This is a genomic window from Pseudomonas sp. NPDC090233 (assembly GCF_044772285.1).
Classification (GTDB): domain Bacteria; phylum Pseudomonadota; class Gammaproteobacteria; order Pseudomonadales; family Pseudomonadaceae; genus Aquipseudomonas.
Genome location: NZ_JBIVYQ010000005.1, coordinates 354,040 through 374,507, shown reverse-complemented (window position 1 = coordinate 374,507; position 20,468 = coordinate 354,040). Strand labels below are relative to the sequence as shown.

19 protein-coding genes, 5 tRNA genes and 1 pseudogene are annotated in these 20,468 nt (G+C 62.1%); 15 read left to right on the top strand and 10 right to left on the bottom strand.

What is annotated here, in order from left to right; translation table 11 throughout:
- Window positions 1–48 precede the first annotated feature (48 nt).
- Window positions 49–618, top strand: coding sequence for an elongation factor P (gene efp, locus ACIQUF_RS16250; RefSeq protein ID WP_133210833.1), 570 nt, complete (start codon window positions 49–51; stop codon window positions 616–618).
- A 59-nt stretch (window positions 619–677) separates the two neighbouring features.
- Here the strand turns inward: efp and ACIQUF_RS16245 are convergent, their stop codons facing one another.
- The 3 genes from ACIQUF_RS16245 to ACIQUF_RS16235 form a co-directional block, all read right to left on the bottom strand.
- The gene (locus tag ACIQUF_RS16245; RefSeq protein ID WP_054900393.1) at window positions 678–1,106 is read right to left on the bottom strand and encodes an organic hydroperoxide resistance protein; all 429 of its coding nucleotides are present in this window, start codon (window positions 1,104–1,106) and stop codon (window positions 678–680) included.
- Window positions 1,107–1,247: 141 nt separating this feature from the next.
- A complete protein-coding gene (locus ACIQUF_RS16240) occupies window positions 1,248–1,703 on the bottom strand; it encodes a MarR family winged helix-turn-helix transcriptional regulator (protein WP_403133121.1) in 456 nt (151 codons plus the stop codon).
- 55 nt (window positions 1,704–1,758) lie between these two features.
- Window positions 1,759–2,715, bottom strand: a complete 957-nt coding sequence (locus tag ACIQUF_RS16235) for a LysR family transcriptional regulator (protein ID WP_403133119.1) — start codon at window positions 2,713–2,715, stop codon at window positions 1,759–1,761.
- A gap of 113 nt (window positions 2,716–2,828) precedes the next feature.
- Here ACIQUF_RS16235 and ACIQUF_RS16230 point away from each other — a divergent pair, with 113 nt between their 5' ends.
- Window positions 2,829–3,578, top strand: coding sequence for a sulfite exporter TauE/SafE family protein (locus ACIQUF_RS16230; RefSeq protein ID WP_403133118.1), 750 nt, complete (start codon window positions 2,829–2,831; stop codon window positions 3,576–3,578).
- A 4-nt stretch (window positions 3,579–3,582) separates the two neighbouring features.
- Here ACIQUF_RS16230 and ACIQUF_RS16225 read toward each other — a convergent pair whose 3' ends face one another.
- Window positions 3,583–4,434, bottom strand: a complete 852-nt coding sequence (locus ACIQUF_RS16225; RefSeq protein WP_403133116.1) for a LysR substrate-binding domain-containing protein — start codon at window positions 4,432–4,434, stop codon at window positions 3,583–3,585.
- A gap of 96 nt (window positions 4,435–4,530) precedes the next feature.
- Between ACIQUF_RS16225 and ACIQUF_RS16220 the strand changes: the two genes are divergently transcribed.
- The gene (locus ACIQUF_RS16220) at window positions 4,531–4,749 is read left to right on the top strand and encodes a DUF1127 domain-containing protein (RefSeq protein WP_400802270.1); all 219 of its coding nucleotides are present in this window, start codon (window positions 4,531–4,533) and stop codon (window positions 4,747–4,749) included.
- Window positions 4,750–5,491: 742 nt separating this feature from the next.
- Here ACIQUF_RS16220 and ACIQUF_RS16215 read toward each other — a convergent pair.
- Window positions 5,492–6,838 (bottom strand): class II 3-deoxy-7-phosphoheptulonate synthase, encoded by a 1,347-nt coding sequence (locus ACIQUF_RS16215; protein WP_403133114.1) that lies wholly within the window; start codon window positions 6,836–6,838, stop codon window positions 5,492–5,494.
- Between the two features lie 118 nt (window positions 6,839–6,956).
- Between ACIQUF_RS16215 and ACIQUF_RS16210 the strand changes: the two genes are divergently transcribed.
- Both ACIQUF_RS16210 and ACIQUF_RS16205 read left to right on the top strand, forming a co-directional pair.
- Complete coding sequence (locus tag ACIQUF_RS16210) at window positions 6,957–7,712, top strand: spermidine synthase (RefSeq protein ID WP_403133112.1); 756 nt, start codon at window positions 6,957–6,959, stop codon at window positions 7,710–7,712.
- Window positions 7,713–8,002: 290 nt separating this feature from the next.
- Window positions 8,003–9,716 (top strand): annotated as a pseudogene (locus tag ACIQUF_RS16205) (DEAD/DEAH box helicase).
- Window positions 9,717–9,809: 93 nt separating this feature from the next.
- Here the strand turns inward: ACIQUF_RS16205 and ACIQUF_RS16200 are convergent.
- A complete protein-coding gene (locus tag ACIQUF_RS16200; protein ID WP_403133110.1) occupies window positions 9,810–10,577 on the bottom strand; it encodes a DODA-type extradiol aromatic ring-opening family dioxygenase in 768 nt (255 codons plus the stop codon).
- Window positions 10,578–10,678: 101 nt separating this feature from the next.
- On the opposite strand from ACIQUF_RS16200, the gene ACIQUF_RS16195 reads away from it, so the two are divergent.
- On the top strand, window positions 10,679–11,329 hold the full coding sequence (locus ACIQUF_RS16195) for a thiopurine S-methyltransferase (RefSeq protein WP_403133108.1): 651 nt from the start codon (window positions 10,679–10,681) through the stop codon (window positions 11,327–11,329).
- A 155-nt stretch (window positions 11,330–11,484) separates the two neighbouring features.
- Here the strand turns inward: ACIQUF_RS16195 and htpX are convergent, their stop codons facing one another.
- Complete coding sequence (gene htpX, locus ACIQUF_RS16190) at window positions 11,485–12,372, bottom strand: protease HtpX (protein WP_400658974.1); 888 nt, start codon at window positions 12,370–12,372, stop codon at window positions 11,485–11,487.
- A gap of 213 nt (window positions 12,373–12,585) precedes the next feature.
- A complete protein-coding gene (locus ACIQUF_RS16185; protein ID WP_401081380.1) occupies window positions 12,586–13,797 on the bottom strand; it encodes a pyridoxal phosphate-dependent aminotransferase in 1,212 nt (403 codons plus the stop codon).
- Window positions 13,798–13,966: 169 nt separating this feature from the next.
- On the opposite strand from ACIQUF_RS16185, the gene msrB reads away from it, so the two are divergent.
- Together msrB and ACIQUF_RS16175 are read left to right on the top strand one after the other, a co-directional pair.
- Window positions 13,967–14,368 carry a peptide-methionine (R)-S-oxide reductase MsrB gene (gene msrB, locus ACIQUF_RS16180; RefSeq protein ID WP_403133104.1) on the top strand — a complete coding sequence of 134 codons (402 nt, stop codon included), beginning with the start codon at window positions 13,967–13,969 and terminating at the stop codon, window positions 14,366–14,368.
- A gap of 1 nt (window position 14,369) precedes the next feature.
- Complete coding sequence (locus ACIQUF_RS16175) at window positions 14,370–14,858, top strand: glutathione peroxidase (protein ID WP_403133102.1); 489 nt, start codon at window positions 14,370–14,372, stop codon at window positions 14,856–14,858.
- On the opposite strand, the gene ACIQUF_RS16170 is transcribed toward ACIQUF_RS16175, so the two are convergent.
- A complete protein-coding gene (locus ACIQUF_RS16170; RefSeq protein ID WP_403133100.1) occupies window positions 14,848–17,205 on the bottom strand; it encodes a response regulator in 2,358 nt (785 codons plus the stop codon). The two genes, ACIQUF_RS16175 and ACIQUF_RS16170, sit on opposite strands and share 11 nt — an antisense overlap.
- A gap of 158 nt (window positions 17,206–17,363) precedes the next feature.
- On the opposite strand from ACIQUF_RS16170, the gene ACIQUF_RS16165 reads away from it, so the two are divergent.
- Both ACIQUF_RS16165 and ACIQUF_RS16160 read left to right on the top strand, forming a co-directional pair.
- On the top strand, window positions 17,364–18,251 hold the full coding sequence (locus ACIQUF_RS16165) for an ATP-binding protein (protein ID WP_403133098.1): 888 nt from the start codon (window positions 17,364–17,366) through the stop codon (window positions 18,249–18,251).
- Window positions 18,252–18,734, top strand: coding sequence for a GAF domain-containing protein (locus ACIQUF_RS16160; RefSeq protein WP_403133096.1), 483 nt, complete (start codon window positions 18,252–18,254; stop codon window positions 18,732–18,734).
- 42 nt (window positions 18,735–18,776) lie between these two features.
- Here ACIQUF_RS16160 and ACIQUF_RS16155 read toward each other — a convergent pair whose 3' ends face one another.
- Entirely contained in the window at window positions 18,777–19,544 is a 768-nt protein-coding gene (locus tag ACIQUF_RS16155; RefSeq protein WP_403133093.1) for a hypothetical protein, read from the bottom strand.
- A gap of 315 nt (window positions 19,545–19,859) precedes the next feature.
- On the opposite strand from ACIQUF_RS16155, the gene ACIQUF_RS16150 reads away from it, so the two are divergent.
- From ACIQUF_RS16150 to ACIQUF_RS16130, 5 genes are all read left to right on the top strand, one after another.
- A tRNA-Glu gene (locus ACIQUF_RS16150) sits at window positions 19,860–19,935 on the top strand.
- Between the two features lie 3 nt (window positions 19,936–19,938).
- Window positions 19,939–20,014, top strand: a tRNA-Gly gene (locus tag ACIQUF_RS16145).
- A 91-nt stretch (window positions 20,015–20,105) separates the two neighbouring features.
- Window positions 20,106–20,181, top strand: a tRNA-Glu gene (locus ACIQUF_RS16140).
- 2 nt (window positions 20,182–20,183) lie between these two features.
- A tRNA-Gly gene (locus ACIQUF_RS16135) sits at window positions 20,184–20,259 on the top strand.
- A gap of 85 nt (window positions 20,260–20,344) precedes the next feature.
- Window positions 20,345–20,420, top strand: a tRNA-Gly gene (locus tag ACIQUF_RS16130).
- Window positions 20,421–20,468: the final 48 nt, after the last annotated feature.

Sequence of the window (20,468 nt, the reverse complement as noted above, 5' to 3'; positions counted from 1 at the left end):
TATGCGGCCTCGATTTTTATAAATCCATCCAGATTCGGATACTTCGTAATGAAAACTGGTAAAGAACTGAAACCCGGTACCGTACTGCGGATCGACAACGACCCGTGGCTGGTCCAGAAAGCCGAATTCACCAAATCGGGTCGCAACAGCGCGATCATGAAGACCAAGCTGAAGAACCTGCTGACCGGCTACAAGACCGAAACCGTCTACGGTGCGGACGACAAGCTGGACGACGTGATCCTGGATCGCAAAGAAGCGACCCTGTCGTTCATCAGCGGTGACTCGTACACCTTCATGGACACCACCGACTACACCATGTACGAACTGAACGCCGAAGACATCGAAGCCGTTCTGCCGTACATCGAAGAAGGCATGGAAGACGTCTGCGAAGCCGTGTTCTTCGAAGGCCGCCTGGTATCGGTTGAACTGCCGACCACCATCAGCCGTCAGGTTGTCTACACCGAGAACGCTGCTCGTGGCGATACTTCGGGCAAGGTCATGAAGCCTGCCAAGCTGAAGAACGGTACCGAGATTTCGGTAGCCGACTTCATCCAGATCGACGAGTGGATCGACATCGACACTCGCGACAACAGCTTCAAGGGCCGTTCCAAGAAGTAATCCTTCTTGCGACGCGCAAAAAAACCCGGCGATTGCCGGGTTTTTTTGTGCCTGGGTTCTTACACCGTTACATGCAGGCGAACATCCACATTGCCGCGGGTGGCATTGGAGTAAGGGCAAACCTTGTGCGCCTTTTCCACCAGCCCTTCGGCGTCGGCCTGGGCCAGGCCCGGCAGGTTGATGTGCAGGTCGATGTCCAGGCCGAAACCACCTGGGATCTGGCCAATGCCGACCTTGGCGGTGATCGAGGCGTCGGCAGGTAGTTGCTTTTTCTCCTGGCCGGCGACGAATTTCAGTGCGCCGATGAAGCAGGCCGAATAACCGGCGGCGAACATCTGCTCAGGGTTGGTGCCGTCACCGCCCGCGCCGCCCAGTTCCTTGGGGGTGCTCAGCTTGACTTCCAGCTTGCCGTCGCTGGAGCGGGATTTACCGTCGCGACCGCCGGTGGAGGTGGCTTCTGCGATGTACAGCGGAGTGACCTTTTGCATCTTGAGCCTCGCTAGTGTGCTGTGCGCCCCGCTTCGAGCAGGTGCGCCGGGTGGGTACGGGATTTAAATTAGCGCGCAATTAGTTTGTGCGCAAGATAAATCTTCACCGCTCATCCGAACGGGCATCGCACAGCATAGTCGTCAGAGGTTTTTTTGCAGGTTCTCGCGTAACGCCAGCAGGTCGGCCTGCAGCTGTTGCAGGCTTTCCAGGCTGCGGCCGCTGGCCTTGAGGATGCACTGCGGCACGTCTTTGGCCTGGTGTTGCAGGGCGCGGCCTTTGTCGGAGAGCTGCACCAGCACCACCCGCTCGTCCTCGCGGCTGCGGGTGCGCTTGAGCAGGCCTTCACTTTCCAGGCGTTTGAGCAACGGGGTCAGCGAGCCGGGGTCGGTGAGCAGGTGCTGGCTGATCTCGCCCACAGTCATGCCATCCCGCTCCCACAAGACGAGCATGGCCAGGTATTGCGGGTAGGTCAGGCCCAATGCCTGGAGCAACGGCTTATAGACCTTGGTCATCAGCAACGAGGTGGAGTGCAGGGCGAAGCAGACCTGGTTGTCCAGCAGCAGCTCGTCACAGGAGGCTTGGGTGTCGGCGTTCATGCAGGTCCTTGAATGTGATCAATGGTGGAATCTAGCACGCTGAAAGTTTGCGCGCTCATTGCCAGCGCAGCTCGCTTCTCAGCGCCAGGTCCCAAGGAGGAATCGGGCTGAAGCGGCTCTTGAGGAATTCGAGCAGCAAGCGGCTGCGAGAGTTCGTTTCATGTGCCAGGCGGAGCGCATAAATTCCGCTGGTCTCTGCAGCGGGCAGGCCTTCGTCGCAAAACAACGGCACCAATTCCCCCCGCAGCAGGTAGTCGCTGATCAGCCAGGTCGGCAAATGGGCGATACCCAGGCCGGCGAGGGCGCCGAACAACAGGGTTTCGGCGTTGTTGGCGGCCATGCGCATGCGCGAGGGGCGATACAGGCGCTGTTGCCCGTCGACAGTGAAGCGCCAGGCGAACGGTGGCGCCAGGCCATCCCAGTCGAGCCCGTCGTGTTCGGGCAGCTCGCTGGGGCAAGTGGGCACTCCGCGATTGGCCAGGTAGGCGGGGCTGGCACAGGCGATGCGTACCATGTAGGCCAGCGGAGTGGCGACCAGGCGCGTATCCGCTAGCGGCCCTGCGCGCAAGACCAGGTCGACTTCGCCCAGGTGACTGCCGTGCATATCGACGAAGCTGTCGATCAGCCGCAGGTGCACGTCCAGCCCCGGGTAGGCGACCAGAAAGTCGGCGATGGCCGGCGCCAGGTGACGGCGGCCGAAGGCGGCGGGTGCGTCGATGCGGATCAGTCCCTCCGGGGCGTTGCTCAGCGACACGGCCTCGGCGCGGGCCAGGCGCAATTCCTCGATGATGCGTCGGGCACGCTCGGCGAAGGCATTGCCTGCCGGTGTGGCGCGCACGGCATGGGTGCTGCGGGTGACCAGGCGGCTGCCGATGGCATTTTCGAGGTTGTCGATGCGCCGCGCCACGGCGGAGGGGGTCAGCGGATGACGCCGTGCGGCGGCGGAAAAGCTGCCGGTCTCCAGTACATCGAGGAACAGGCTCAATTGATCGGTGAGGATATCAGGGCTCATGAAAAATCCGCTTTTGCGAGGAACGCATAGCCATTGTGCGTTGCTGTGCGTTTCGCCGCCAGCGCTCAATCGTTAGCATGCTCGCATTGTGAGTGCAGGCAGATGAGGCCCTGATGATCGAGTGGTTGATGTATATCGTGTTGGGTGCCGCCTTGGGCACCCTGGGTGGCCTGTTCGGCATCGGTGGTGGTCTGATCGCCATCCCAGCGCTGGGTGTGCTTTTCGGTCTTGATCAGCAGCTGGCCCAGGGCACGGCGCTGGTGATGGTGGTGCCGAACGTGTTGCTGGCGCTGTGGCGCTATCACCAGCGCAACCGCATCGAGCTGCGTCATGCCTTACCTCTGGCAGCGTGCAGTTTCCTGTTTGCCTGGCTCGGGTCGATTTGGGCGGTAGGCATCGATGCGCAGTCGATGCGTCTGGGCTTCGTCGGCTTCCTGGTCGCGCTTGCCGTGTGGAATGTGGCGCGGATGTTCCTCAAAGTCTCGCCGCCGAGTGCCGAACTGCGTTATGCCTGGCCGTGGCTGGGCGTGCTGGGCAGCTTTGCCGGGACCATGGGCGGCTTGTTCGGGGTAGGCGGCGCAGTGGTTGCCACGCCCATTCTGACCAGCGTGTTCGGTACCACCCAGGTGGTCGCACAAGGCCTGTCGCTGGCGCTGGCGGCGCCGAGCACCACGGTGACCTTGCTGACCTACGGCGTGCACCACAGTGTCGACTGGAGCGTGGGTATTCCCTTGGCGGTCGGTGGGCTACTGAGCATCAGCTGGGGAGTGCGGCTGGCCCATGCGCTACCCGAGAAAGCGCTGCGTGCGATGTTTTGCGTGTTCCTTGTGATCTGTGCGCTGATGCTGGGTTTCGAGCTCTAATGCCTTACAAGAACCCTTCGATAATGTAATCGGCCATGCAGTCGGTGATCGGCGACTGGCTCTGGCTGTTGCGCAACAGCATCACATTGGCCATGGGTAGTTGCGGCAAGCCGTCCTGCTCGCCGAGGATGCGGATATTGCCGCCAATCAGGCTCTGCAACTGGGCCGTCACCGCCAGCCCGGCGGTGACGATGGCGAAGATCGCCGCCAGGCTGGGGCTGGTGTAGGCAATACGGTAATCGATGCCCTGGGCCTCCAGAGCATTGCAGGTCCAGGCGCGGCAGAAGCAATCGGTATTGAACAGCGCCAGCGGCATAGGCCGCTGTTCCTGCGGGCAGAAGCCTTCGGCGGCCGCCCATACCAGGCGCTCCTGGCGCAGCAACTGGCCGACTTCGTTGCCGGGTTCGCGGGTGACGATGGTCAGGTCAAGGTCCTGGCGCAGCATCAACTGTTTTGACGAATCGCAGTGCACTTCCACCTGGATCAACGGGTAAGCCTGGGCGAAGCTCGACAGGATGGTGGGTAGAAAGCGCATGGCGTAATCATCCGGCGTGCCGATGCGCACCAACCCGACCATGTGCGGCATGCGCAGGGTGTTGAACACCTCGCCATGCAGCTTGAGGATGCGCCGGGCATAGCCGAGCAGTACCTGTCCCTCGGCGGTCAGGCGTACCTGGCGGCTGTCCCGCTCGAACAGCTGGCGCTGCAGGATGTCCTCCTCCAGGCGTTTCATCTGCATGCTCACCGCCGACTGGGTGCGGTTGACCACTTCGCCAGCGCGGGTGAAACCACCTTGCTCGGCGATGGCGACGAAGGTGCGCAGCACGTCGGCATCGAGGCTTTGATACTGGGACATTGCATCAATCTCCGAGATGCATGGCATCAGAAACATTCGTTGGATTGATCTTAAGCCTGGCGCGAGACTGGAGCCATCAACACGGAGGGCTTCACGATGAAAGGTCATGTCAGCAGCATCCAGCAACCTGCCTTTACCCTGAACCACCTGTGGCACGCGGTTAGCGACCGTCCGCTGCGCTGGTATGAGCTGTATCGCCAGCGTCGCGAGCTGGCCCGCCTCAGTGATGCGACTTTGCACGACCTGGGGTTGAGCCGGGCGGATATCCAGCAAGAGGCCGAGCGGCATTTCTGGGATGACCCGCTGCGCAAATGATGTCGAGCGCCGCATCCGCTCTTGCTCTTGCTCGGCTTTTGCTTCTAATGCGCGATAGTTGAGACGGCGCAGATTGCGACTTCAGGAGGCCGAACGCAGGTCTTGCGGAGGGAGGTGACGGGCAGGAGCCCGTCAAGCGCTTCGGCCCATGGATGGGCCGTGGGCGCGGTCCTCCCGGGAGCAAGGCCGGAGTGAGGGAACCCCGGAGCGCAGCGTAGGGGCCGGATGATGGGAGCGGGCGGTTTTGGTTACTTTGGCCAAGACCTAAGTAACCCGCCGTAAGGGCGGAAAGGTGAATCAGCGCCTCCATCGTGAATGGATATGCTCGCAAAGCCCAAAGCCCAAAGCTTATGAGGTGGTTCTGATGAGAGAGAGCATATCCGTTTGCCAAGGTGACGCTGAATCACCTTTCCGCCCTTACGGCGGGTCACTTTTTGGCAGACGCCCCAAAAAGTAACCAAAAAAGGCTGGCTCCTATCATCCGGCCCCTGCGCTACGCTCCGGGGTTCCCTCGCTCCGGCCTTGCTCCCGGGAGGACCGCGCCCACGGCCCATCCATGGGCCGAGGCGCTTGACGGGCTCCTGCCCGTCACCTCCCTCCGCAAGACCTGCGCTCGGCCTCCTGAAGTCGCATTTTGCGTTGTCTGGACTTTCGCGCACATAGAAGCAAGATCAACAGCGAACAGCGAACAGCGAACAGCGAACAGCGAACAGCGAACAGCGAACAGCAACGCTAAAAGCTTCTAGCGCCGCACCTGCTTGAGGGTTTCGGCGATCAGGAAGGCTAGTTCCAGCGACTGGTCGGCGTTCATGCGTGGGTCGCAGTGGGTGTGGTAGCGGTCGGACAGCGCATCTTCGGTGATCGGTCGGGCGCCGCCGATGCATTCGGTGACGTTCTGCCCGGTCATCTCGATATGAATGCCGCCGGCATGGCTGCCTTCCGCCTGGTGCACCTGGAAGAATTGCTTCACTTCATCGAGGATCTGCGCGAAGTCGCGGGTCTTGTAGCCGCTGCTGGCCTTGATGGTGTTGCCGTGCATCGGGTCGGAGCTCCACAGCACCTTGCGCCCCTCGCGCTCGACGGTGCGGATCAGCCCAGGCAGGTGCTCGCCGACCTTGCCGGCGCCCATGCGCACGATCAGGTTGAGGCGGCCTGGGTCGTTGTCCGGGTTGAGCGTATCGATCAGGCGGATCAATTCTTCGGGGTTCATGCTAGGGCCGACCTTGACCCCGATTGGGTTGTGCACGCCGCGCAGGAACTCCACATGGGCGCCGTCGAGCTGGCGGGTGCGGTCGCCAATCCACAGCATATGCGCCGAGCAATCGTAGTAGTCGCCGGTCAGGCTGTCCTGGCGCACGAAGGCTTCTTCATAGTTCAGCAGCAGCGCCTCGTGGGCGGTGAAGAAGCTGGTTTCGCGCAACTGCGGAGCGCTGTCCAGGCCGCAGGCGCGCATGAAGGCGAGGGTCTCGTCGATGCGGTTGGCCAGTTGGTGGTACTTGTCGGCCAGCGCGGAGTTGGCGATGAAGTCCAGGTTCCACTTGTGCACTTGGTGCAGGTCGGCGAAACCGCCCTGGGCGAAGGCGCGCAGCAGGTTGAGGCTGGCGGTGGCCTGGTGGTAGGCCTGCAGCAGGCGGTCGGGGTCGGGGATGCGGCTTTTTTCATCGAAACCGATGCCGTTGACGATGTCGCCGCGGTAGGCCGGCAGGGTGATGTTGCCGATGGTTTCGTCGTTGGCCGAGCGGGGCTTGGCGAACTGCCCGGCCATGCGGCCGACTTTGACCACCGGGCAGCCGGCGGCGAAGGTCATGACGATGGCCATCTGCAGCAGCACCTTGAAGGTGTCGCGGATCTTCGCCGCCGAAAACTCGGCGAAGCTCTCGGCGCAGTCGCCGCCCTGCAGCAGGAAGGCGCGGCCCTCGGTGACCTCGGCGAACTGCCGACGCAGCTCGCGTGCTTCCCCGGCGAACACCAGCGGCGGGTAGCTGGCCAGGGTCTGCTCGACCTTGAGCAGGTGCGCGGCATCGGGGTAGGTCGGTTGCTGCTGGATCGGCAGGGCTCGCCAGCTGTCAGGGCTCCACGGTCGGTTCATCACAGGCTCGGTATGGTCAGTTATAGGCTGTCTGTCATGGTAACAGTTGGCGCTGAGCTTGTTGCATCGAGGGTGTTGACGGACAATGCGCGTTTTTGCGCGGGCGAGTGGCGGATAAATGGCGACGGAGCGGGAAGAAGTGCTGCTGGCTCGGGTCGAGGATGCCTTTGGCGTCATCAGCGTGTACGAAGTGGATGACTATCGCTTCCTCGAATTCGGCGATGCCATCGAGCAGAGCTGCGTGTTCACCGCCGACCCCAGCTGGCTGGAGTACGACTACACCCGCGCCATGCTGGTCGGCGCGCTGTGCCACGCGCAGCCCGAGAGTGCGCTGTTTCTCGGCTTGGGCGCCGGTACTCTGACCCAGGCCTGCATGAAATTCCTGCCGCTTGACGACATCGAAGCCATCGAATTGCGCCCGGATGTGCCACGCCTGGCCATGCAGTACCTGGGGCTGGACGACGACCCGCGCCTGTACGTGCGGGTCGGCGATGCCCTGGAGCTGCTGCCCACGGCGGAGAAGGCCGACCTGCTGTTCGTCGACCTGTACACCGACCACGGTCCGGGCGTCGGTCACCTGGCCTGGAAGTTTCTGGAGAACTGCCAGAAGCAGCTCAACCCCGGCGGCTGGCTGGTGATCAACCAGTGGGCAGGCGATGACGGCAGGCCGCTGGGTGCGGCGCTGCTGCGCGGGTTGTATCACCGGCATTACTGGGAGCTGCCGGTGAAGGAGGGCAATGTGATCCTGCTGGTGCCGGCGGACCTGGAGCAGGTGCTGGACCTGGACGGCGTGCGAGCGCGGGCCGAGGCGCTGGCGCCGCGGTTGGGCTATAGCCTGGAAGCATTGATTCAGGTGATCCGGCCTGCCACCTGAAGATCGAGTCGCGTGAGGAATCGATTCAGCGTGCATTTTCTGATGGCCCGATGCCGGCCCTGAATTGTAAAAAATTTCCTCACGGCCCTCTGTTATTCGGGTATAGTACGCGCCGGTCTTTTAGCGGACCTCAAAATCAGGTGGTGCAAATCCTCCGAGTCCAGCTTCGGCTGCACGTCCGCTAGGCGGACTTTCCCAAGTTTTTCTTTTTCAATCGTTTTCGCAAATCCCCGCCGCCAAAGCTGCCTGGGTGACCTTCTGGTCTTTCAAGGCATGTGCAGCTTTGGAGCATGGGTCTTTGCGGATGCACCTAGAGGCAGACCCATGACCCAGGAAACCGGCGGATTCGCCGCTCTCGATCTCAATCCGAATATCGTTGCTGCTGTTCTGGCCACTGGCTACGAAGAGCCGTCCGCTATTCAGCATCAGTCGATCCCGATCATCCTCGCCGGTCACGACATGATCGGCCAGGCGCAGACTGGCACCGGCAAGACCGCTGCCTTCGCCCTGCCGATCCTCAACAAGATCGACGTGAGCAAGCGCGAACCGCAAGCCCTGATCCTGGCGCCAACCCGTGAGTTGGCGCTGCAAGTTGCTACCGCTTTCGAAACCTACGCCAAGCAGATGCCAGGCGTTAACGTAGTGGCTGTCTACGGTGGTGCCCCGATGGGCCCACAGCTGCGTGCCATCCGTAACGGCGCGCAAATCGTCGTGGCTACCCCGGGCCGTCTGTGTGACCACCTGCGTCGCGACGAGAAAGTCCTGTCGACCGTGCAGTACCTGGTACTGGACGAAGCCGACGAAATGCTCAAGCTGGGCTTCATGGACGACCTCGAAGTGATCTTCGATGCCATTCCGGCCAGCCGCCAGACCGTACTGTTCTCCGCAACCCTGCCGTCGTCGATCCGCTCGATCGCCGAACGTCACCTGCGTGAGCCCAAGCACGTCAAGATCCAGAGCAAGACCCAGACCGTTACCGCGATCGACCAGGCCCACCTGATGGTCCACGCCGACCAGAAGATCCCGGCTGTTCTGCGTCTGCTGGAAGTGGAAGAGTTCGACGCGCTGATCGCCTTCGTGCGCACCAAGCAAGCCACTCTGGACCTGGCCGCCGCGCTGGAAGCCAAAGGCTACAAGGCTGCTGCGCTGAACGGCGACATCGCCCAGAACCAGCGTGAGCGCGTCATCGACTCGCTCAAGGATGGCCGCCTGGACATCGTCGTCGCTACCGACGTCGCTGCCCGTGGCCTGGACGTACCGCGCATCACTCACGTGTTCAACGTCGACATGCCGTACGACCCAGAGTCCTACGTGCACCGTATCGGCCGTACCGGCCGTGCCGGTCGCGAAGGCCGTGCGCTGCTGCTGGTCACCCCGCGTGAGCGCCGCATGCTGCAGGTCATCGAACGCGTCACTGGGCAGAAGGTTGCCGAAGCCCGTCTGCCGAACGCTCAAGCCGTGCTGGATGCGCGCATCAAGAAGCTGACCAAGAGCCTGGAACCGCTGGTTGCCGAAGCCGAAGCCACTCATGGCGAGCTGTTCGACCGCCTGACCGAAGCCCTGGGTTGCAGCCCGCGTGCCCTGTCCGCAGCCCTGCTGCGCAAGGCCACCAACGGCCAAGCCCTGGACCTGGCCGCAGTAGAGCGCGAGCAGCCGCTGGTGCCAAGCTTCGCGCCGCGCGGTGAGCGCCCTGAGCGTGGTGAGCGTACCGAGCGCAGCGACCGTGGTGATCGCGAGCGTCGCGCACCGCTGCCGCTGGCCGAAGGCCGTGTACGTTGCCGTACTGCCCTGGGTGCCCGTGATGGTATCGCCGCCAAGAACCTGCTGGGCGCGATCCTCAACGAGGGTGGCCTGGCCCGTGATGCGATCGGTCGCATCCAGGTGCGCGACAGCTTCAGCCTGATCGAGCTGCCGGAAGATGGCCTCGAGCGCCTGCTGTCCAAGCTCAAGGACACCCGCGTGGCTGGCAAGCAGCTGAAGCTGCGTCGCTACCGCGAGGATTGATCCTGGCGTAACGAAAAAATCCCCGGCCTAGGTCGGGGATTTTTTTTGCCTGTACCGGCCACTCCTGAGCGGCTTCAGCCGCGATGAGGCCCTTCAGTCGAATCGATAAATGTCCATCCCCAGCGCACCCAAGGTGAATCCTTGATGCACGATGCCGAACTTGCCGCCAGCGCCCAAAGCAAAAAACAGCGGCAAGAAATGCTCATCACTGGGATGGTTGCGGGCCGCAAATGGCCCCTGTTGCTGGAAATCCAGCAATGCCGCCTGATTATCCTCGCCGAGTTTCTCCACCACCCAGTCACGAAACGCCAGCGCCCACGGTTCGATTACCTCCGGCCCGGCATGCCAGTCGAGTTCTCCCAGGTTGTGGGTGATGCTGCCGGACCCTACCAGCAGAATGCCGTCCTCGCGCAGCGCCGCCAGTGCCTGGCCGACCTTCAACTGCAACCCAGGCCCTATGCGGCTGGGCAGCGATACCTGAATTACCGGAATGCTCGCATCCGGATACATCAGCGACAGCGGCACCCAGGCGCCGTGATCGAGCGGCCGCTGGGCATCCAGGCGCGTCGGCAGGCCGGCAGCGTTGAGTAATTCACTGACCTTGGTGGCCAGCGCTGGATCGCCCGGTGCGGGGTACTGCACCGCATAGAGGGCAGGCGGGAAGCCGTGGAAGTCGTGCCAGGTCTCTGGCTGCGCAGCGCCAGTCACCAGCAGTTCGCGGCTTTCCCAGTGCGCCGACACCACCACGATCGCTTTCGGGCGAGGTAACGTATTGGCCAGGCGCGCCAGTGCCGGTCCGCTGGCACCGGGTTGCAGGGCGAGCATGGGTGAGCCGTGGGAAATGAACAGGCTGGGCAGCATGATTGGGGTCCGAGGATTAAGATGTCATCATGTTCGATCAATTACAGATCGCAATCCAAACCAAGTTTTACCCTTAATCCATCTAAAAATCGGGAGTGATCATGGAGCCAGCGTTTTGGCAAAAGCGATGGGCCGATAATCAGATCGGTTTTCACCGTACAGACGTCAACCCGTTCCTGCTGGCGCATTGGCCGAAGCTGGAGCTGGCTCAAGGCAGCCGCGTGCTGGTGCCGTTGTGCGGTAAGAGCCTAGACATGGCCTGGCTGGCGGCTCGCAGCCATCGAGTACTGGGAGTGGAGTTGTCGCGGCGGGCGGTGGAGGATTTTTTCCAAGAGCAGGGGCTGGAGGCACAGGTCTCGCACCAGGGTGCGTTCGAGGTCTGGCGCAACGATGATGTGGAGATCTGGTGTGGTGATTTCTTCGCCTTGCAGGCGCGAGATGTTGCCGATTGCAAGGGCCTCTACGACCGCGCTGCGGTAATCGCCTTGCCGCCCCCGATGCGGGCGCGCTACATGGCGCATCTGTCGCAAGTGCTGCCTGTGGGGTGTCAGGGGCTGCTGTTGACCATGGATTACGATCAGCAGCTGCTCGACGGCCCGCCATTCTCGGTGCCGGATGACGAAGTGCGCCAGGGGTATGCCGGTGGCAACGTGCAGATTCTGGATGAGCGCGAGGTGATTGAAGAGAGCCCGAAATTCCTCCAGGCCGGCGTTGCCAGCGTACTGGAGCGGGTGTATCGCGTACAGTTCTGATCGTTGGTTGCCTGTGCGGGCCTCTCGCGGATGAATCCGCTCCTACAGGTTCAGAACAGGTGCGGTCCCTGTAGGAGCGGCTTCAGCCGCGAAGAGGCCGGCACAGGAAACGAAAAAGGGCGACCTGAAGTCGCCCTTTTCTTTTACCAGTTGGATCAACCGCGGCGGCGCAGGGCCTCGATGCGTTCTTCCAGTGGCGGGTGGCTCATCAGCAAGCCGGCCAGGCCGTGCTTGAGGCCGCCATTGATGCCGAAGGCCTTCATGGTGTCGGGCATGTGCACCGGCAGGCCTTGCTCCACGCGCAGGCGCTGCAGGGCGCCGATCATCGCGGCTGTGCCGGCCAGTTGTGCGCCGGCTTCGTCGGCGCGGTACTCGCGACGGCGCGAGAACCACATGACGATCATGCTGGCGAGGATGCCGAGGATCAGCTCGGCGACGATGGTCGCCACGTAGTAGGCAATTCCCTGGCCTTCTTCGTTCTTGAAGATGACCTTGTCGACGAAGTTGCCGATGATGCGGGCGAAGAACATCACGAAGGTGTTCACCACGCCCTGCACCAGCGCCAGGGTGACCATGTCACCATTGGCCACGTGGCCGATCTCATGGGCCAGCACGGCGCGCACTTCGTCGGGCGAGAAGCGCTCCAGCAGGCCCTGGGACACGGCGACCAATGCATCGTTGCGGTTCCAGCCGGTGGCAAAGGCGTTGGCCTCATAGGCCGGGAAAATACCCACCTCGGGCATCTTGATGCCGGCTTCGCGCGACAGCTCCTCGACCGTCTGCAGCAACCACTGCTCATGGCGAGTGCGCGGCTGCGAGATGATCTGGGTGCCAGTGCTCATTTTCGCCATCCACTTGGAGATGAACAGCGAAACGAGCGAGCCGGCAAAGCCGAACACGGCGCAGAACACCAGCAGGCTGCTGAGGTTGAGGTCGACCCCGTTGGCGGCCATGAACCCGTTGAAGCCGAACAGGCTCAGGGTAATGCTTGCAACCAGCACCACCGCAAGGTTGGTGGCTACAAACAACAGAATGCGCATCATGGTTGTTACGTTCTCCTGACGGATGAGTGTGTTGCGTATGCGGGGTATATAAGGGGCTGATCGCTCGGATTCAATCAGGCGACTATTTCAAACTGTGTACGGCGGAGTATGGCAGAGGATCCAGCGGGGGCTGTGAGGTAGAGCATTGCAGGATGTAAGAAACATTGTGTGAGGTGTGTAGGAGGGCGCAATGCGCCCTCCCAAGGCAGTGGTTTATTGCGAATAACCTTTGAGGAAATTCCCAATCCGCCCAATCGCCTGCTCCAGGTCATCGACCCGCGGCAAGGTCACCACGCGGAAGTGGTCCGGCCACGGCCAGTTGAACGCCGTGCCCTGAACGATCAGCAATTTTTCCGACAGCAGCAGGTCCAGCGCGAACTTTTCGTCGTTGAGGATCGGGCAGACCTTCGGGTCGATCCGCGGGAAGGCATACAGCGCGCCCATCGGCTTGACGCAGCTGACGCCCGGGATGGCGTTGAGCAGTTCATAAGTACGGTTGCGCTGCTCCAGCAGGCGGCCCGGCGGCAGCACCAGGTCGTTGATGCTCTGGTAGCCGCCCAGGGCGGTCTGGATGGCATGCTGGGCCGGCACGTTGGCGCACAGGCGCATGTTGGCCAGCATGTCGATGCCTTCGATGTAGCTCTGGGCGTGGTGCTTGGGCCCGGAGATGATCAGCCAGCCGGAGCGGAACCCCGCCACTCGGTACGACTTGGACAGGCCGTTGAAGGTCAGGCACAGCAGGTCCGGGGCCAGCGAAGCGGTGCTGATGTGCACGGCTTCGTCGTAGAGGATCTTGTCGTAGATCTCGTCGGAGAACACCACCAGGTTGTGCTGGCGTGCCAGCTCCAGCATGCCCAGCAGCAGCTCTTTGGAATAAACGGCACCGGTCGGGTTGTTCGGGTTGATGATCACCAGGGCCTTGGTGTTCGGGGTGATCTTGGCCTTGATGTCTTCAAGGTCAGGGAACCAGTCAGCCTGCTCGTCGCACAGGTAGTGCACCGGCTTGCCGCCGGCCAGGCTCACGGCGGCGGTCCACAGGGGGTAGTCCGGGGCCGGGATCAGCACTTCGTCGCCGTTGTTGAGCAGCGCCTGCATCGACATGACGATCAGTTCGGAGACGCCGTTGCCGAGGTAGATGTCCTCGATGGTGACGCCTTCGATTTCTTTCTGCTGGCAGTACTGCATTACTGCCTTGCGCGCGCTGAACAGGCCTTTGGAGTCGCTGTAGCCCTGGGCGGTCGGCAAGTTGCGGATCACATCCTGGAGGATTTCGTCCGGCGCTTCGAAGCCAAACGGCGCCGGGTTGCCGATGTTCAGCTTGAGGATGCGGTGGCCTTCCTCTTCCAGGCGTTTGGCGTGCTTGAGCACTGGGCCGCGAATGTCGTAGCAGACATTGGCGAGCTTGTTCGATTTGCTGAACTGCATGATGTGGTCCCGGTTGAGAATACGCGCTGCGCCCCGTTCGAAAGGTTTGAAAGGGCAGCAAGCGGGTGCCAGACTTGGAGCCCGTGCACACGAAGCCAACTAATATACGTGCCACCCGCGCCAGGGAAAAGACGGCGCGAGGTGAAATTCAGCCTGCCGAGGTCCCTACATGCAAAAGATCGACAAAACCCTGGAAGAATGGCGCGCAATGCTCGACCCGGCGCAGTACCAGGTGTGCCGCCTGAAGGGCACCGAACGGCCGTTCACCGGCAAGTACAACAGTGAAAAGCGTGCAGGCGTCTACACCTGCATCTGCTGCGGCTTGCCGCTGTTCGATTCAGCCACCAAGTTCGATTCCGGTTGCGGCTGGCCGAGCTTCTACGCACCCATCGAGGAAAGCGCGATGATCGAGATTCGCGACACTACCCACGGCATGATCCGCACCGAGGTCACCTGCGCCCAGTGCGACGCCCACCTGGGCCACGTTTTCCCTGACGGCCCACCTCCGACCGGGCTGCGCTACTGCATCAACTCGGTGTGCCTGGACTTCAAACCGAATGACGGAGCCTGAGATGGCTGGATCGATGCTGGACATCCCCTGCGTGACCCTGGGCGGCGAGCACAAGGTGCTCGGCGATTTCACCGGCAAGGCGCTGCTGGTGGTCAACACCGCCAGCCAGTGCGGCTTCACCCCTCAGTACAAGGGCCTGGAGCAGTTGTGGCAGGACTACCGCGAGCGTGGCCTGGTAGTGCTGGGCTTTCCCTGCAACCAGTTCGGCAAGCAGGAGCCGGGTGATGCGCGGGAAATCGCGCAGTTCTGCGAACGCAATTTCGGCGTGAGCTTCCCGCTGTTTCGCAAGATCGAGGTCAACGGCCCCGGTACTCATCCACTGTTCGTCGAGCTCAAGCAGCGCGCCCCGGGCCTGTTGGGGTCGCAGAAGATCAAGTGGAACTTCACCAAGTTCCTGGTCGACCCGGCCAGTGGCAAGGTCGTGCGTTACGCCCCGACCACCAAGCCCCAGGCCCTGGAGGCCGATATCGAGCGCCTGCTCAGCCGCTAAGCGGCACCCAGTGGTCGATCAGCGCCAACAGCTCTTCACGGCGAAACGGCTTGGCCAGGTAGTCGTTCATGCCCGCCGCCCGGCAGCGTTCGCGCTCTTCGGGCATGGCGTTGGCGGTCAGGGCGACGATCGGCAGCTCGGGCCAGCGGCCACTCTGGCGGATGCGGCGGCTGGCTTCGTAGCCGTCCATCACCGGCATGTTGCAGTCCATCAGCACCATGTCGAACGCTTCCTGCTCCAGCCACTCCAGCGCTTCGGCGCCTTGGGTGGCGAGTTGCACCTGGCAACCGAGCTTGGCCAGCATGCCTTTGGCCACCAGCTGGTTTACCGGGTTGTCCTCCACCAGCAGGATGCGTGCGCGGCCATTGGTGGTGGTCAGGGTAGGGGTCGCCAGTGGATGTTCCGGGGCCTGCCCTTGCAGGGTGCGGCGCAACGTCTGGTACAGCGCGTTGCGCGCCAGCGGGCGGGCCAGTTGATGCAGTGGCGCGAGCAGCGCTGACTGCTCCGTCGGCAGGAAGTTGCCGTAGGCCGTCACCAGCAAGATCGGCGCCTTGAGTGCTGGGCGCAGCTGGAACAGGTGGTCGAGATCGTCGGTGATCAGCAGGTCGATCGCACGGCCATCTAGTTCCTCAGCGCTGTCGAACGCTTGAAACGCCAGCCCCCAGCCGGGCAGCAGATCCTGCAGCAGCTCACACAGGCCGCTACCCGCGTTGCTCAGAGCCACGATTCGCCCGTGCAGGGGGGCAGGTGAAATGGCCTCGGTGTGGGTGGTCAGCGGCAATTCTGCGCTGAAACGGCTGCCAAAACCGGGTTCGGAGCGGATGTGCAGATGGCCCTGCATGGCTTTGCAGAGGTTGCGGGTCAGGGCCAGGCCCAGTCCGGTACCGCCATACTGGCGCGTGATACCGGCGCCCGCCTGGGTAAACGGTTGGAAGATCCGCGCCTGGGCGTCCTCGGGGATGCCGATACCGGTATCGCGCACTTCCAGGCGTACGCCGCCGACGATGCGTGCCAGGCGAATGTCGACACGGCCGAAGCGGGTGAACTTGAGGGCGTTGGACAACAGGTTGCTGACCACCTGGCGCACCCGGGTTGGGTCGCCCAGCACGGTGCTGGGGAAGTCGCTGGCGATCAGGCAGGTCAGTTCGACGCTTTGCGCGGCGTTCTGTGACAGCAGGTTGGCGGTGTCCTCGACCATCGCGCCCATGTCGAAGGCGATACGTTCGAGCTCCAGTTGCCCTGCGTCGAACTTGGACAGGTCGAGGATATCGTTGAGCAGTTCCACCAGCACCTTGCCCGAGTCGTGGGCGATCGACAGTTGCTGGCGCTGCTCGCTGGCCAGCGGGCTGTCCAGGGCCAGGGCGATCATGCCGAGCATGCCGTTGAGCGGGGTGCGGATTTCATGGCTCATATTGGCCAGGAACGCCGCGCGCGCCTGGGCCATGTCCAGGGCGCGCTGGCGTGCTTCGACCAGTTCCTGGTTGGATTGGCTGAGGCGGCTGTTGCTGGCCTTGAGTTCCTCGGTGCGGGCCGAGACGATGTCTTCCAGCTCGTTGAGGTACTGCGTCAGGCGGTTCTCCGCGGTGCGCCGCTGCTGGATCTCGGTGGCCATGCTGACGAACTGCTGGTTGGCGACCTTGACCAGCACGCCGATCTCATCCAGCTCGTGGCCGTGCGGGCACTCCAGGCGTGTCTGCCCCGGCTGGCGCGGGTCACGGCCGCTAAGCGCGCCGATCACGTTGACCAGGGGCTTGGTCAGCATCATGTAGAACAGCGCCAGAAGGATGCCAGTCAGCACCAGACTGCGGGCGAAGCCGTTGAGCAGGGTGACCCCGGCGCGGTCGAGGAAGCGGCTGCCGAAGGCATAGGTATCGACGTCCAGGTACAGCGTGCCGAGGTATTCCTCGGGCATGTGGGTGAGGAACAGGCGCTCCTTGAACTGGCGTTGCTCGCCGAACAGGAAGTCGCTCAGCGGCCGGGAGCGGTCGTGCAGGGGCGCGCGCTCGACATCGGCCAGCACGGTTTCGTTGTTGTCGATCAGCCGTGCGCGGATGATAGCCGGCGACTGCAGCAGGCCGCGCGTCAGTTCCAGCGCCAGCTCAGAGTCGATGTTGTAGGCGATGCGTGAGGCCGGATTGTGGCTGATTTGCAGCAACGCCTGCACTTCGCGGTTGATGGATGCGTCTTCGCTGGCATAATCGATGCCGATCTGGATGAGACTGAGCAATGTACCCAGGATGAAGCCGACCAGGACTGTCAACCGGGCTTGCTTGTATGACAGGCGATTGGTGAACTTGATATCCATGAGTCCCGAGCCGGTTTCACGTCCCTTGCGCTGCGCAAGCATAGCCGATCAGCCCATTTGTCAGTACTGGCCTCTTCGCGGCTAAAGCCGCGCCTACAGGTTTATCACTGCCCTCCAGACCTGCGCTGTGCTTGTGGGAGCGGCTTTAGCCGCGAAGAAGCCAGCACAGCAGCCTAGAATCTGAATCAGTAGGAGTTCTGATGGACGCTCGCTTGAATGCTTTCCTGGAACGCGCCGAATCCGTGCTAGCGCGTCTCGAACCCTTGTTGCCGGCACCACGCCCGGACATCGACTGGTCTACCACGCTGGCTGCGCGCTGGCAGCGCGATGGCCGCACCGGTTACCTGATGCCGCTACAGGTCAGCCTCGATATTCGCCTGAGCGATCTGATCGGCGTAGACAAACAGCGCGAGCAGCTAGGCCGTAACACTGACCAGTTCATCAAGGGCCTGCCGGCCAACCACGCCTTGCTCTGGGGCTCGCGTGGCACCGGTAAATCGTCATTGGTTCGTGCCTTGCTGGCCGAGCACGCAGGCGCCGGCCTGCGCCTGATCGAGATCGAGCGTGATCACCTGGCCGACCTGCCGCGCGTCGTCGAGCAGCTGCAGAAGCTGCCGCAGCGCTTCATCCTGTTCTGCGACGACCTCTCGTTCGAAGCCGGGGAGGGCGATTACCGGGTGCTCAAGAGCGTGCTCGACGGCTCGTTGGAGCAGGCGCCGGACAACGTGCTGCTGTACGCCACGTCCAACCGCCGCCACCTGGTGCCGGAGAAGGAAAGCGACAACGAAAACTGGAAGCGGGTCGATGGCGAGCTGCACCCCAGCGAAGCGGTGGAAGACAAGATCGCCTTGTCCGACCGTTTTGGCCTGTGGCTGTCGTTCTACCCCTTCACCCAGGAGCACTTCCTCAGCGTGGTCGAGCACTGGATCGGCCAGCTGGCGCAGCCTGCCGGGCTGGCCTGGCAACGCGATGAAGCACTCGACATCCTCGCCGTGCGCTGGGCTACCGGCCGCGGCAACCGTAATGGCCGTTGTGCCTATCAGTTCGCCCGCTACTGGGTTGGGCTGCAATTGTTGGAGCAAAAGTAAATGATCGACCTCAATGCCAGTGGCGCGGGCCTCGACGGCTATGACCTGCTGGCGGCGCAAGTGCAGGCCCTGTTTGCCGACGAGCGCGACTTCATCGCCAATGCCGCGCAGTTTTCGGCGTTTTTGTACAACCAGGTGGACGACCTGAACTGGGCGGGGTTCTACCTCAACCGCAATGAAGAGCTGGTGCTCGGCCCGTTCCAGGGCCAGGTGGCCTGTGTGCGCATTCCGTTCAGCCGCGGCGTGTGCGGCGCGGCGGCCGCCACCCGGCAGACCCAGCGGGTCGAGGACGTGCACGCGTTCCCGGGGCACATCGCCTGTGACAGCGCGTCCAACAGCGAGCTGGTGATTCCGCTGGTGAAGGAGGGCAGGCTGATCGGTGTGCTCGACCTGGACAGTCCGAAGCTGGCGCGTTTCAGTGAGGCGGACCAGCGCGGCCTGGAGCGTCTGGTGGCAGTCTTCCTTGAGCTGACTGACTGCTGAAATAAAGAAGGGGCCAGTTACTGGCCCCTTTCTGTATCCGGATCAATCGTAGATCACGCGCTTCTTCCAGGTCTCGTCCTCGTCGGTCTTGAGCCCCTCGGTCAGTTCGTTCTGATCGTTCTCGGCCGGTTCCATCTTGTCCAGCACCTGTGCATTGGCCCGTGCCAGGAGTTTCTCAAGATAGGTCAGCTGTTCTTCATACACTTTCGGCTCGGGCTGTTTGCGCAGGTACTGCACGCCACGCTCGAACGCCAGGCGCGCCTGGCCCGGCTGTTCCTGCTGCAAGGCTTGCTGGCCAAGGTTATTGAAGAACTCGATGTGCAGCAGCACCAGCATGTGGCGAATTTCCTTGACCCAGTATTTGCCTTCACTGGTTTGCAGGACGTTTTCCTGGGTCGCCTTGACGATCTGGGTGTGCAGCGCCTCCAGCAGGAAACGCACATCCTTGGCCTTGACCTCGGTCTGGATCGGGCTGGGCGCATTGTTTACCGGGATCCGTTCACCTTGGGCGATCAGCGCTTCGAGTTCGGTGATGCGCGCCTTGAGTTCGGCATTGTTCTTGTCCAGTGCCAATTGCCGCTGGTTGAGGTTGAGCTCCAGGCGGGTCAGCAACAGCTTGAGGGCCGGGGTCATGAACTGCCCAGGGAAGGTCTCGGTGATTTCGCCGCAGCGGCGCAGGCGGTCAGCCAGCTCGATTTTCAGGCGGGCGCGTTCCAGCTTGCTGTTCTCGACTACGTTGTTGAGGTAGCCGATCACGATCAGCAACGCGATGCCCGCTACGATGAGCAGAGTGATCAGAAGTGGTGTCACCGTTAATGCCTCATCAAGAGTTGTGCTTAATTGAGTGTAGAGCGGCCAGGCTGGCTACCCTGTTGCACTTTGTCGGCCTGTCGCTGGATTTCTCGAGTGATGGCACTTTGCGTCGGGGCCGTCAGAAAATCAACGCCAATTCATCGGCAAGCGCCGTAGGTGGCTTAAAGAAGTGTCGAAGTCATTGATTTAAATAAATTTCTACAAAGGGGTTGACGATCCCTCAAGGCATCCATAGAATGCGCGCCACTTGCAGCGTAAAGCACACAGCGAAACGCGGCAGGGAGTGAAAGCTGGCAGAAATGCTTGCAGCGTGTCCCCTTCGTCTAGTGGCCTAGGACACCGCCCTTTCACGGCGGTAACAGGGGTTCGAGTCCCCTAGGGGACGCCATTTGCGGGAATAGCTCAGTTGGTAGAGCACGACCTTGCCAAGGTCGGGGTCGCGAGTTCGAGTCTCGTTTCCCGCTCCAGTTTCTCCGGCAACGCCTTGCGGCGGGGCAGGAAAAGAAAATCCAGGTTGAATCGTGAGGTTCATATCGGGTGCACTGAAAAGTGTTGTGTGTCCCCTTCGTCTAGTGGCCTAGGACACCGCCCTTTCACGGCGGTAACAGGGGTTCGAGTCCCCTAGGGGACGCCATTGCGGGAATAGCTCAGTTGGTAGAGCACGACCTTGCCAAGGTCGGGGTCGCGAGTTCGAGTCTCGTTTCCCGCTCCAGTTTAAATACTGTGGCGTTCGCACGGTGCAGTGGTGGTGAAGGTCCTCGTGGCGCTTCACGCCGTTTAGCGGTAAAGCTTCAAATGCGGGAATAGCTCAGTTGGTAGAGCACGACCTTGCCAAGGTCGGGGTCGCGAGTTCGAGTCTCGTTTCCCGCTCCATATCGAGGTCTACAGCCTTAAATCTAAGTCTGTAAACCATCAAAAAAA